The organism is Arthrobacter sp. GW822-FHT05G07 (genome assembly GCF_058799755.1).
The window spans coordinates 231,029-243,886 of record NZ_JBXALT010000007.1 but is presented as its reverse complement, the minus strand read 5'-3'; the positions used below and the strand labels follow the sequence as shown (position 1 = coordinate 243,886).

The 12,858-nt window shown below is 63.3% G+C and carries 10 protein-coding genes; 3 read left to right on the top strand and 7 right to left on the bottom strand.

The window, feature by feature from the left end; all coding sequences use genetic code 11:
* Positions 1-71 precede the first annotated feature (71 nt).
* From AC1RJY_RS13975 to AC1RJY_RS13950, 6 genes are all read right to left on the bottom strand, one after another.
* Positions 72-1,490, bottom strand: coding sequence for an NAD(P)/FAD-dependent oxidoreductase (locus AC1RJY_RS13975; RefSeq protein WP_498602552.1), 1,419 nt, complete (start codon positions 1,488-1,490; stop codon positions 72-74).
* A 66-nt stretch (positions 1,491-1,556) separates the two neighbouring features.
* On the bottom strand, positions 1,557-3,161 hold the full coding sequence (locus AC1RJY_RS13970; protein WP_498602551.1) for a dipeptide ABC transporter ATP-binding protein: 1,605 nt from the start codon (positions 3,159-3,161) through the stop codon (positions 1,557-1,559).
* Positions 3,158-4,015 (bottom strand): ABC transporter permease, encoded by an 858-nt coding sequence (locus AC1RJY_RS13965; RefSeq protein ID WP_011773561.1) that lies wholly within the window; start codon positions 4,013-4,015, stop codon positions 3,158-3,160. The genes AC1RJY_RS13970 and AC1RJY_RS13965 overlap by 4 nt, the downstream gene beginning before the upstream one ends.
* Positions 4,012-5,040 (bottom strand): ABC transporter permease, encoded by a 1,029-nt coding sequence (locus AC1RJY_RS13960; RefSeq protein WP_498602550.1) that lies wholly within the window; start codon positions 5,038-5,040, stop codon positions 4,012-4,014. Before AC1RJY_RS13960 ends, AC1RJY_RS13965 begins: the two co-directional genes overlap by 4 nt.
* A 1-nt stretch (position 5,041) precedes the next feature.
* Positions 5,042-6,754 (bottom strand): ABC transporter substrate-binding protein, encoded by a 1,713-nt coding sequence (locus AC1RJY_RS13955; RefSeq protein WP_498602549.1) that lies wholly within the window; start codon positions 6,752-6,754, stop codon positions 5,042-5,044.
* Positions 6,751-8,442, bottom strand: a complete 1,692-nt coding sequence (locus tag AC1RJY_RS13950) for an amidohydrolase (RefSeq protein ID WP_498602548.1) — start codon at positions 8,440-8,442, stop codon at positions 6,751-6,753. Before AC1RJY_RS13950 ends, AC1RJY_RS13955 begins: the two co-directional genes overlap by 4 nt.
* Positions 8,443-8,636: 194 nt before the next feature.
* Between AC1RJY_RS13950 and AC1RJY_RS13945 the strand changes: the two genes are divergently transcribed.
* Together AC1RJY_RS13945 and AC1RJY_RS13940 are read left to right on the top strand one after the other, a co-directional pair.
* On the top strand, positions 8,637-9,314 hold the full coding sequence (locus tag AC1RJY_RS13945) for a TetR/AcrR family transcriptional regulator (protein WP_011773557.1): 678 nt from the start codon (positions 8,637-8,639) through the stop codon (positions 9,312-9,314).
* Between the two features lie 113 nt (positions 9,315-9,427).
* A complete protein-coding gene (locus AC1RJY_RS13940) occupies positions 9,428-10,906 on the top strand; it encodes a gamma-aminobutyraldehyde dehydrogenase (RefSeq protein ID WP_498602588.1) in 1,479 nt (492 codons plus the stop codon).
* Between the two features lie 42 nt (positions 10,907-10,948).
* Here the strand turns inward: AC1RJY_RS13940 and AC1RJY_RS13935 are convergent, their stop codons facing one another.
* Positions 10,949-11,863, bottom strand: coding sequence for an EamA family transporter (locus AC1RJY_RS13935; protein ID WP_043805795.1), 915 nt, complete (start codon positions 11,861-11,863; stop codon positions 10,949-10,951).
* A gap of 73 nt (positions 11,864-11,936) precedes the next feature.
* Between AC1RJY_RS13935 and AC1RJY_RS13930 the strand changes: the two genes are divergently transcribed.
* Complete coding sequence (locus AC1RJY_RS13930; protein WP_210064597.1) at positions 11,937-12,854, top strand: LysR family transcriptional regulator; 918 nt, start codon at positions 11,937-11,939, stop codon at positions 12,852-12,854.
* Positions 12,855-12,858 lie beyond the last annotated feature (4 nt).

Below are 12,858 nucleotides of genomic sequence, written 5' to 3'. Positions count from 1 at the left end.
GCGTTGCGAGGCCCGCTCTGCACGCTAACGCGGGATCTAAACGTGCAAAGCAGGCCCCACAACGAAGGGGGTCAGGAGTCGAAGCCCAGCCCGACGGCGTCGAGGGCTTTGAGGATGAGGTTACGTTTCCCCTGGTTGTGGTCGGCCCGGTCCATGGACCAACGCGTCAGGTTGATGCCCAGGGAGGCCAGCGGCTCAGGCGGGAAGGGCAGTGGCCGTTTCCTGACCATTTCAACCCGCGTTCGTTCGGTGTCGAGGCCCGCCAGGAGGTCCAGGAGAACGTCGGCAGCGAAGGCTGTGGCGCCCACCCCAAGTCCCGTGAAGCCAGCCGCGTACGCTACCCGCCCCTTCCGCGCAGTGCCGAAGAACGCGCAGAACTGTGTGCTCGAATCGATGGGTCCGGCCCACTTGTGCGTGAACTTCAGGCCTTCCAATTGCGGGAACGTGGTGAAGAAGTGGGAGGCGATTTTCTCCCACGTCGCAGGCTGGTGTTCGTGCCGCTGGTCCACGCGGCGGCCCCAGAAGTAGAGGGCGTCATAGCCACCGAACAGGATCCGGTGGTCCTTGGTGATCCGGTAGTAGTGGAACTGGTTGGCGACATCCCCTATTCCTTGGCGTTTGCCCCAGCCGATTGACTCCAGCTGTTCGGCAGTGAGGGGCTCGGTCATGAGTGCGTAGTCGTACACGGGCACCGTCATCAACTGGTTGCGCTTCAGCAGCGACGGAAACACGTTGGTACCCAGGACCACGTGTCCCGCCTCTACGTTGCCCCGCTCCGTGACCACCGTGACGCCCTGCTGGTGGTCCTTCAGCTCGCGCACGCGTGTGCCCTCGTGAATCACCACGCCCAGCTCTGTTGCCACGCGCGCCAGTTCGAGCCCCAGTTTGTAAGGATGGACCATTGCCACGGAATCCTTATGCCAGCGGCCCGCCAGGTAGGTTGGTGAGTTGACCTCGGCCCTCACAGCCTCCTGGTCCAGGAAGACGCTGCCGGGGCTGTCGTCCTCCTGGAGCCAGGACACCTGATGAGGTTCTACCGCAACGTTGAGTTCGCCCGTCCGCTCCCACTCGCAGTCCATGCCGTACTTCTCCACGGCTTCCTGCATGCGGTCCAGGTTCTCCATGCCCAAGCGGTCCAGAATCTCCAATTCTTCCGGCCAACGGTTCTTGCCGTTCTCATGGCCGTGGGTGAGGCTCGCCTCGCAGAAGCCGCCATTGCGGCCCGAAGCTGCCCATGCCACACGCTCCCCTTCCAGCAGGATCACTGTTCGGCCAGGATCGCGTTCCTTCGCCCGCAGCGCTGTCCACAGGCCGGTATAGCCGCCGCCGACAATCACGAGATCTGCGGCAGCGTCGCCGCCGAGTTGAGGGTAGCGCGTGGCGGAGTCCTTGAGGTCGTCGATCCAGAACGGCCGGTGGGCCGCACCTGCCAAGGCACGGGATACTACGGCGGCTTGCGGGACGTTCCGTTCGAAAACGGTGGTATTCACGGGGTATTCTCCTGTTTCTGGGCGCGCTGAGGAGGCGCCGGGAATCTAGTTGGTGGCCGGTGTGCCCTAGGCAGTGACCGCTTCGGCGTCCCACAATGGCCGGGGACGGGAGGCGATAAGGTTCCGCGTGTAGTCGTCCCCGGGGTCCTCAAGGATGCGAGCCGTGGGTCCTTGCTCCACAATCCGTCCCTGATGCATTACCAAGAGGTCGGAGCACAGGCGCGAGACCACAGCCAAGTCATGGGTGACAAACAGGATGGTCAGTCCGAGCTGGTCACGCAGTTCCTCCACGAGCTCCAGAACCTGGGCTTGGACCGAGACGTCCAGGGCACTGGTGGCCTCGTCCAAAACCAGGAGCCGGGGGCGGGCAGCCAGCGCTTTGGCTAGCGCAACGCGTTGCCGCTGCCCACCGGAGAGGGCTCGGGGCCGGGCATCGAAACGTTCCGGTCCGATGCCCACCCGCCCCAGCAGCTCGCGGGCGCTGTCCTTGGCTTCCTTGCGTCCTTGTTTCTGATGCAGGCGGAAGACATCGGCCACAGCGTTCCCCACACTGATGCGCGGGTCCAAAGAAAGGTAGGGATCCTGGAAAACGATTTGGACATCCTTGGCCAGGACTTTCCGTTCGGAGGCTTTCAGGGCCCGTCGCGGCCGGGGGATGTCCCGCAGCGTAAGTTCACCGGAGGTAGCGGTTTCCAGTGCCACCACCAACCGGGCCAGGGTGGATTTTCCGGAACCGGACTCCCCCACGATGCCCAAGGACCCACCCTCCGGCAGGCTGAAATCGGCGGCATCCAAGGCGGTAATAGTGTCGCCGCGGGGCAGTTGGTACGTTTTGGATAGCCCTGAAACCTTCAGTAGGGGTGACCCCGGGACCGCCGGTGCAGCCAAAGCGCCCACCTCAATGACAGGGGTAGCCTCCACCAACTGCCGTGTGTAGTCCTGCTGGGGAGTCAGGAAAACAGTCCGGGTTGGTCCGTGCTCCACCACTTCACCCCGACGAAGAACGTAGACGCGTTCGCACAGGCTGGCGGCAAGGTTGAGGTCGTGCGTGATGAACAGCATGCCCATTCCCCGCGATTGTTGCTCTTCGCGGAGGAGTCGCACGATCCCCGCCTCGGTAGTGACGTCCAGGGCGGTGGTGGGTTCGTCACACAGCAACAGATCCGGTGAGTTCAGGAGTGCTGCTGCGATCATGACGCGTTGGAGCATGCCGCCCGAGAGCTGGTGTGGGTGCTGGTCCATGAGCTCGCTGGCCCGCCGGAGACCCACCTGCTCCAGTTGCTTCACGGCCCGTTCAGTGGCCTCGGCCCGGGATGAACCGTCGAGCCTCAGCAGGGTTTCCGTGAGGAAGTCCCCCACGGTCCGGACCGGGTTGATACCGGCCCTGGGGTCCTGGAAAATCATGGACGCGTGGCCACGCCGCAGCTCCCTGAGGCGTTGATTGCTCGCCGTCAGGGTGTCGAGGCCCTGAACCGACACAACGCCGGAAGACTGCGAGCCACCAGGAAAAAGCCCCAGCGCGGCACGGGTGGTCAGCGACTTACCTGAGCCCGACTCCCCCACCAAGGCGACAGCTTCGCCGTCGTTCACGTGCAGGGAGACGCTGTCCAGCAGCGGCGGCCTGCCTGGAAAACCGAGCGTAAAGTTTTCGATCTGCAAAAGCTGGCTCATGAAAGTTTTCCTCCGATGCGGTCTGAGAGTTCCTCGCCGATGACGTTGACGGCAACCACCACCAGGACCACTACCAACGCGGGCCAGAAGGCGGGGAGGATGTAGCCGCCCAGCAGGGCGCCACGGGATTCCTCGATCATGGCGCCCCAGTCGCTGGTGGGCGGTTGCACGCCGAGCCCGATGAAGGAGAGCGCCGCGAGGTCGGCCAGCACATAGCCAAAGTTCAGTGTTGACTGCGCGCCAACAGTGGGAATCAGGTTGGGGAGAACCCGTCCCAGCACCACCCAGGGCGTCCGGAATCCGAGCACTCGGTACGCCTGGACGTAGGGCCTGCTGCGCTCGGCAACCACCAGGGATTGGGCCAGCCTGGCCACGTACGGCACATAAGCGATGGTCATCGCCAGGATGGGAGCGAAGAGCCCCTTGCCGAACAAGGCGATGGCGAGCATGGCCATCAGCAGTGCAGGGAAAGCGAACAACAGATCGAAAAGCCTGCCGAGGACCTTGCCCAGCCAGCCCTCTGACCAGCCGGCAACCAAGCCAAGCAGCAGGCCGAGCACAGTGGATCCGATCACCACGATGGTGGGCCCCAGCAGCGAGGTCCGCCCGCCATGCATGAGCCGGCTGAGCAGATCACGGCCCAGCGCGTCGGTCCCCAGCAGGTGTTGCCCGCTAGGACCGGCCAGGACGTTGTTGAGGTCCACATAGTCGGGGTCGTACGGCGCCAGGACCGGGGCGAAAAGTGAGAGAAGTACGACGGCGGCAGCGACGGCAAGCGCACCCCACGCCATCGGTGACAGGAGGCTTCCGTAACGGCGAAAGCCTGCCTGCGGCAGCTGGATGGCTAACGTCATCGGGACTCCGTTCCGGCCGTGATCCGCGGATCAATGAGGGGTTGGACGAGGTCCACCACGGTGTTGACCAGAACGAAGGCCGCCACCACCACCATGACGATGGCTTGGACGACGCCGAAATCGAGCCGGTCGATGGACTGCACCAGGAGTTGTCCTATGCCGGAGAGCCCGAACGTCCGCTCGATGATGGCACTGGAAACCAAGAGTCCGGCCACGAGAACACCGCTCACGGTAAGGATGGGCCCCAGAGCGTTGCGGAGGACGTGGCGTGCCACCACGGATCCGCGGGTGAGTCCGCGACTCGTCGCCACTTCCACGTGTTCGCGGAGCAGTTGCTCGTTCATGGATGAGCGGGTCACCCTGGCCACCATGGCGATGTAGGTGATGCCCAAGGCGAGCGCCGGGAGGGTGAGATGCCAGATCCGGTCCCATCCGCCGTCGCCGCTTCCAAAGGAAGGGAACCAGCCCAAGCCCACGGAGAAGAGCGCTACCAGGGCAATGGCTGCGACGAACGGCGGCACTGCGCCCGCTGCGGTGAGGGTGATGAGGATGAAGCGGTCCCCGAAGCCCTTGTTCAGGCTGGCCACAATGCCGGCGAACAATCCCAACACAGTGATGAAAACCGCGGCGAGCGCCACGAGCTGGAGGGTGGTGGGCAACCGTCCGAGCAAGACGTCTGAGACGTCCTGGCGGTAGGTCAGTGACCGGCCCCAATCTCCTTGGAGAATGCCGCCGAGCCAGTTGAGGTATTGTTCCCAGGCTGGTTTATCCAGGCCGAACTGCCGGGTGATTTCTTCCAGAGCCTCGGGTTTGGGGCTGCGGCCCCTCAGCAGGAAGCGTGCGGGATCGCCGGGAACCAGGAAGCGTGAGAAGAACACGGCCAGTGAGGCGACAAAGAGTGTGGCCACCAGTGCCAGAACTTTCTTGGCGATAAAGACCGCAGGGCGGACTGCCCTGCCTTTGGCCCGCTTGCCTGCCGGCCCCTGTGGGGGTGCGGGTGCCTGCGCTTGATCCATAACGGCCATGTCAGAGACCTCCTATCCGGGCTGCCCACGGGAAGTACATGTAGTTGATGGACGGGTCCGCCCCGGTGATGCGCTTGCCCAGCCACATGGACGTGACGGTCTCATAGAGAGGACCCCACACCACGTCATCCGCGGCCAGCTTGGCGGCTTGGCCCGTGAGTTTGCCCCGGGCCTCGGGGTCCTGCATGGAGTACGCGGTATTGACCAGGTCATCGAATTCCGGGTTGCTCCAGCCGCCGTAGTTGCTGAAATCCCCGGTGCGCAGCACGCTGTACATTTCCAAGGGCTCGGTGCTGGAGAGGTACCAGGACGTCACCAGGAGGTCCACGTTCTTGCGGGCCTCGGGATCGGAGAAAAGCGTGGTGTATTTGTCGTTGGACATGGTCTGGATTTCCGGGTCCAGGCCGATCTCCTTGGCCGCGGACGCGATGGCCCTTGCGGTGATGTCGAAGGCTGCATTGAGGGAGGCAGTGGCGAAGACGAACTTGCTGCCCTCCGCCCCTGCTTCCTTGACGAGCTTCTTGGCTTCTTCAACGTCGTAGGGTGTGGACAGCAGGCCGTCAAAAGCCTCGTCCGATGTCGCGGCTGGCACGTCCTTCCACACACTCTTTGTGGTCAACGCATCTGTCTTCTTCGCATAGCCCTGTTCGGCCGCCTTGATCAAGGCTTCACGATTGATGGCCATCATCAGCGCCTTGCGAACCCGGACGTCCTGGAACGTGCCGCCAAGGTTGGTGAAAACCATGCTTTGCACCGAGGTGTCCTCGCCGAAGTAGAGCGATCCGGCGTCTTTGTTGGCTTTCAGGATGTCCATGGCATTGGACGGGATCGCGAAGCCACCGTCTATTTCGCCGGTCTGGAACGCGTTGATCCGGGAGGTGGCATCGGGCAGCATTTTGAAGGTGACCCGGTGGGACTTCGCTTTGAGTTCGGGATCCCAGTAGTCGTCGAAGCGCTTGAGGGTGATGCTTTCCCCGGCTTCCCATTGTTCGAATTGGAAGGGTCCGGTGCAATTCACGCCGGTGCTTGAATTGCCGTAGTCCTTGCCCGCAGCTTCCAGTGTTTTGGCAGACTCAACCACACCCGTGGCCCCCACCAAGGAGCTGTTGAACACATAGTCCGGCCGGGTGGTAGTGACCGTGACCTCGAAGTCACCCGTCTTCTCGATGGATTCCACGTTCTGGTAGGCCGATGCCCAGAAGGAACCTACTTCGGGGTCCACGTGCCGGCTCAGGGAGGCCACAACATCGTCCGCTGTCATCTCGCTGCCGTCGTGAAACTTCACACCCTGCCGGATGGTATAAATCCACGTCAGCGGATCCGGGTTCTCCACTCCCGTGGCCAGGCCCGGCGATGTGGAAAGGTCAGAGTTCCAGCGGAACAAGGACTCGCACACGTTGGACAGGACAGTGTTGTCCGGGTAGTCGAAGGCGTACGCGTAGTCCAAGGAGAACGGTTCCGCGTACATGGCCCAGTTGAAGTTGTCGATTTCCTTGGTGGGGGCCGGAGTGGAGTCGGACAGGGTGAACTTGGCTCCGCCCGCGGCGTCCGTCACGCCGGCGGGCCGGACGCCGCAGCCGCCCAGGACCAGGCCGGCCACGACGGCGGCGACGCCAACCGCTGTGATACGCGACGGCGTCGTCCGCTGTTTGAGACGCACGGCGGCGCCGTACGCAGTGGGAGGCGCAGGTGGTGGCACTGTTGGCGGCTTCATGGCATCACCGAGGCGGGCACGGTGTGGCGGGCGGTTGCGCGGTCATAGACGCATTCGCCCCCAATCCACGTTTGCGTCACCACCGCCCGGTACAGTTCCTCGGCCGGGAGGCGGAAAACGTTGCTGTCCAGAACGGCGAGGTCGGCAAGTTTTCCCGGTTCCAGCGTTCCCGTCTCCGCCTCCAGGTGGTTGATCCACGCTGATCCCTGCGTGTAGGCATCCAGGATCTGTTTAAGGTTGAGTTTCTGTGATTCCGGTCCGAGCGGGGGCTGGTCCTCCCCGGGCGCTGTCCGGTTTACTGCGACGTGGATGGCTGCGAGAGGGTCCGCAGTGGAGACGGGCCAGTCGCTTCCCGCCACCAAGCGGGCGCCGGCGGAGGCAAGTTCGCCAAAGGGGTAGTGCCTGTCCTCGGCGCCCGGTTCAAGGAACGGGAGGGTCAGGGTGTCCATCTGTTCTTCGTGGCAGGCCCAGAGAGCCTGCACATTGGCTGCGGCTTTCAACTCGGCGAAACGGGCAACATCCTCGCTGCGGACCACCTGAAGGTGCGCCAAGTGGTGCCGGTTGTCGTTGGCCCCGTTGCTATCCCGTGCTGCCTCCAGCGCATCCAAAGCGTCGGTCACCGCACGGTCTCCAAGTGCGTGGAAGTGGACCTGCATGCCTGATGCGTCAATCGCGGTGACGTATTCCTTCAGTTCATCAGGTTCAAAAAATTCGATGCCGCGGTTATCCGTGTGGTGGCCGTGGTGGTCCAGGTAAACGTGGTGCATGGCGGCTGTGTAATTTTCTGCCACCCCGTCCACCATTACTTTGACCGTGTTCGCGTTGAGCCGGTGGTGGTCGAAGTTTTCGGCTACACGTTGGCGCCTCTTGGTAATCAAGTCCAGCTGGGACATTCCAGCGGTCCTGTCCCACCATTGGCATGCGGTGACCCGGACTTTCAGGTCTCCGGCCTTCGCTGCGTCCATGTAAACGTCCAAGTGGTCGGCATGGTCGCCCTCCGGGATGGGAACCCAGGCGTCCTGCCAGGCGGTGATGCCCTGCGACAACAGCAATTGCTGGGAGGCGAGCAAGCCTTGGTACGCCAAGTCATACGGCACCGCCGGCTTGACCGCGTTGAACAAATCCATGGCTCCCTCATGGAGGGTCCCGGCCGGTGTCCCGTCTTCTTCGCGTTCCAGCCGTCCGCCCTCGGGATCGGGTGTTTCTGCGCTGATGCCCGCCGCCTCAAAGGCGGCGGTGTTGGCCCATGCCCCGTGGTGGTCCCTGTTGACGAGGTAGACGGGCCTGTCCGGCACTACGGCGTCCAGCAGTCTCCGGGTGGGGGTGCCGCCCGGGAAGAAATCCATGGACCATCCAGCGCCCAGGATCCAAGGTTCGTCGGGCTTGTCTGCTGCGTAGCGGGCCACACTGGCCACGGCCTCTTCAGCGCTGGTGGCCCCCGTCAGGTCGCATTGGAGCAGCTCGATCCCGGCGAAGATGGGGTGGATATGGGCGTCCTGGAATCCAGGCACCACCAGCTGCCCCTGCAGGTCCACCCTGCGGGTATCGGCCGTGACGGTTCCGTTGACGTCGTCGGGTTTTCCGATGGCGATGATCCGGCCTTCGGCTATGGCCAGATTTGCTTGGACGGGTCCGGCGTCGTTGCCGGTGTACACCCATCCGTTCTCTAACAAAATCTCTGCGTGCACGTTCGAGTCCTTTCGTGGGGAAAATCAACTCTGCGAGACACACTATGAGCCAAGTCACACTAAAGTCAACAGTGTTGACATCACTGCTGACAAAGTCTTTGACTGATCATTGAAAGGAGGACGCCATGAATCATGTAGTTTGATAATCAACCCGGGATCACAGGGAACGGGATCGCATGGAAGGCGGACAACTGATGGTGCAGCAAGCACAGTCGACGGACCGCCGCACGCGCCTGGACCCAGCCACCATCATTGACGCCGTCCTGCGGATTTCCAGCCAGGAACTCGGCGAACGGCTGACGGTCCGCCGGTTGGGACAGGAACTCGACGTGGACGCCACCGCCGTCTACCGGCATTTCCGGAACCGGGACGCGATCGTCAGGGCAGCACTGGACCAGCTGTTCATGCTGTCCGTGGAACGAACACAGGCCACGGCGCGCAACCAGGGATGGCGTGCCCGGCTGGAGGCCTACCTCGACGAACTCCTCAGGTCCTTCATGCAACACCCCTCCCTGGGCAGCGAGTCGTTCGCCACGGACACCTACGGTCCCGGTGAGTTGAAAGCGATCGAGTTCGTCCTGCAATGCCTCACCGACGCCGGGCTGGAAGAGGACCGCGTGGTGCACTACTACGCAGCCTTGGAAAGCTACACCTTGGCACTCGGCGCAGGGATTGCGGTTGAAATCCAACGGCTCCCTGATTCCGAGGGCCACGATCCTTGGCTCAACCCCGGAGTTTTCACGCGCATCACCGGGCACCCGCTCCTTGAAAAACACCACGCTGCACTGCAAAACCTCGATTCTCTCAAAGCGTTCCAAGCCGGCCTTGCAGCCATCCTGGACAGCGCCGAACGCGAAAGCACGCAGGCCTGACCGCCTGCTTGGCCAGCAACGCAACCACCCTCCCCGCACGACGCCACCATCCGGCGTCGTCCGCTCAGCACTGCCCGGACAGCGACGCCCGGCAGGGAAAGCACGGTACCCACATGCACCAGTTCATCAACGGAAAACTGCTGTCCGGAACCTCCGGCAGCAGCCTCGACATCATCAATCCGGCGACCTCAGAAGTGGTGGAAACGGTTGAACTCGCTTCGCTGGCGGACCTTGAGTCGGCAGTGGCAGCGGCCCGCGGCGCCTTCCCGGCATGGTCCCGCACCGCGCCCGGCGAACGCGCAGGCATTCTGCAGAAATTCGCCCGTATCCTCGAAGATCGTGCGGAGGAGTTCGCCAGCGTTGAGAGTACGCAGACGGGTAAGCCACTGCGGCTGACCCGGGAGTTCGACGTCCCCGGCACCATCGACAACATCGACTTCTTCGCAGGAGCCGCCCGGCACCTCGAAGGCAAGGCCACCGCAGAGTATTCCCCCCAGCACACGTCATCCATCCGCCGGGAATCCATCGGAGTGGTGGGGTCCATCGCACCGTGGAACTACCCCCTGCAAATGGCCGCATGGAAGATTCTTCCGGCCATCGCCGCCGGCAACACCATAGTTCTCAAGCCCGCCGAGATCACGCCGCTGACGTCCCTGATGTTCGCGCGGGCGCTCACCGACGCGGGACTGCCCGACGGCGTGGTGAACGTGGTGGTGGGCGACGGCGCCACAGTCGGGGCAGCCCTCATGCGTCACCCGGACGTGGACATGGTCTCCTTCACGGGTTCCACCACGGTTGGCCGCACGGTTCTGGAGGCCGCCGCCGTCAATGCCAAGCGCGTGCACCTTGAACTGGGCGGCAAGGCGCCTTTCGTGGTGTTTGATGACGCCAACCTTGACGCCGCTGTGCACGGCGCTGTGGCCGGCTCGCTGATCAACACCGGCCAGGATTGCACCGCAGCCACCCGGGCAATCGTGCACCGCAGCGTGTACGAGGAATTCGTGGCCAAGGTCGCCGCCCGCTTTGATGGGATCGTCCTGGGCACTCCCGTGGATACCGACGCCGACCTTGGCCCCTTGGTTTCCTTCAAGCAGCGGGACCACGTGGCCGGAATGGTGGACCGGGCCCGCAGTTACAGCAAGGTGATGGCCGGGGGTTACTCACCCACGGGTGGGGGCCTGGAAAATGGCGCCTTCTACCGGCCCACACTGGTAGTTGATGCGGCGCCGGACTCGGAGATCGTCAAGGACGAGGTGTTCGGCCCCGTCCTGGTAGTCCTCCCGTTCGAAACTGATGATGAAGCCATCGCGTTGGCCAACGACACCGTCTACGGGCTGGCCGCTTCTGCCTGGACCAACAACCTCCAGCGGGCATTGCGCGCCACCCGCGAGATCAAGGCCGGCTGCGTGTGGGTCAACGACCACATCCCGATCATCTCCGAGATGCCCCATGGCGGCTTCAAGCAATCCGGTTTCGGCAAGGACATGTCCGCTTATTCCTTTGAGGAGTACACCCAGGTCAAGCATGTGATGTTCGAACTGGAGGGTGTTACCGAGAAGGACTGGCACCGGACCATCTTCAACCTGCGCTAATTCCTTGCGTTGCGTGGCCTGCTCTGCATGCCTTCGGGGGATTTAGAGGCGCAGAGCGGGCCTCACAACGGGAGTTTCCGGGCGGATTTTGCGTCCGGCTCCGAGGACGGCGGTGGCAACTCCCAGGAGCAGGATCAATCCGCCCAGGATCTCGGTCAGCGTGGGAATCTCGTTCAGGACAAGCCACGCGGCCGTCATCCCCACCACAGGGACAAGAAGCGTGAACGGCACGACGTCGGAACTCGGATACAGCGACAATAAACGGTTCCAGATGCCGTAGCCGATCAGGGACGCGAACACGGCCGTGTAGATTGCGCTCAGGATGGTGGCCGGCTGCAGGTCGATGATGGTTGACCACACGGCGCCCGGCCCATCCACCAACAGTGAGAGGCCAGCCAACGGGACCGGCACCACGGCACCGGACCACACCACCAGGCCCAAGCCGGAAGCCGCTTTCGTGTGCCGGGCCACCACGTTGCCGATCGCCCAGGACAACGCCGCGGCCAGAACGATCATGAGCGGCAGCACCGGCGCCACGGCACTGCGCCCCCATGCCACCACTGCCAAGCCCGCGATACCCAGTGCCACGCCTGCCAGTTGGCGGCGGCTCGGCCGCTCTCCGAGAAACTTCGCCGCGAGCAAGATGGTGAACAACACTTGCGCCTGAAGGACCAGGGAGGCCAAACCTGCGGGCATCCCCAAGGCCATGCCCAGGTACAGGAGGCCGAATTGGCCGGCACTCATGAAGAGCCCGACGCCGAGAATCGCCTTCCAGCCGACGTCTGGTTTGCGGATGAACAGGATGAAGGGAAAGACCACCAGCAAGAAGCGCATGGCGACGAAGAGCAGCGGCGGGACCTCCCTGCCGTTGGTGTGCAGGCCGAGGTCGATCGCGACGAAGTTGATGCCCCACAGGACAGCGACTAGGACGGCTAGGGCAGAGTGGCGAAGGTTCACAAGTAACACTCTGGCCTTCTTTTGGTTGAAGCACCAGCGTTGAATTCGACATGGGACAGCGTAGATTTGCTTCATGATCGATATTTCATCACTGAGGGCCTTGGTGGCCGTGGAACAGCACGGCTCAGTAGTGGCAGCATCAGACGTGATGGGTTTCAGCCCTTCGGCCATTTCGCAGCAAATCAAGAAACTTGAGAAGCAAACCGGCGTCTCCGTGCTGGAACGCAATGGCCGCGGGGTACTCCTCACCGAGCGGGGCTTGGCCTTGGCCGGCTATGGCCGGAGGATCATGGGCGAGCTTGAAGAGCTGCAGGCCACCCTGCTCGCCGACCCAGCGAAACCTTCGGGACTCCTGCGGCTCGTTGCGTTTTCCACGGCTTGCCGCGGATTGGTGGGACCCATGCTGGGGCGCATGGCCGCTGCCCACTCCGCCCTGGAGGTCACCGTTCTGGCCGAGGACCCCCGCGAGGCGGTCCACAGGGTGGCCTCAGGCGAAGCAGAACTCGCGGTGGTCCACAACTGGAACTCCGTGCCCCTGGTGATCCCGGAGAACCTGGTGCATGAGGACCTGTGCATCGACCAAGCCGATGTCCTCGTCAACAGCACCCACGCACTTTCCGGACGCGCCGCCGTCGAGCGTGAAGATTTGCTGGACGAAACCTGGATCAGCACCCCGGCAGGAGCCATCTGCAACGAAGCATTGCTGCAGATCTTCGCCGGGCTGGGCAAGGTCCCCGATATCCGCGTTTACGATCCCGATTTCTCCACCCACATCGCCATGGTGGAACAGGGCGTGGCCGTGGCACTCGTTCCGAGGCTCGGCAGGCCTCCGCTTCCCGCCGGCGTGGTTGCCATTCCGGTGATCCGGCCTGTGCAGCAACGGTCCGTGGGCGTGGTGTACCGGAAAACCATGACGGCCAGCCCCAACATTCGCTTAGCTGTGAGCATGCTGCGCGAAATAGCGGCCGAATTACCCCTGCCGCAGGGCTGACCAG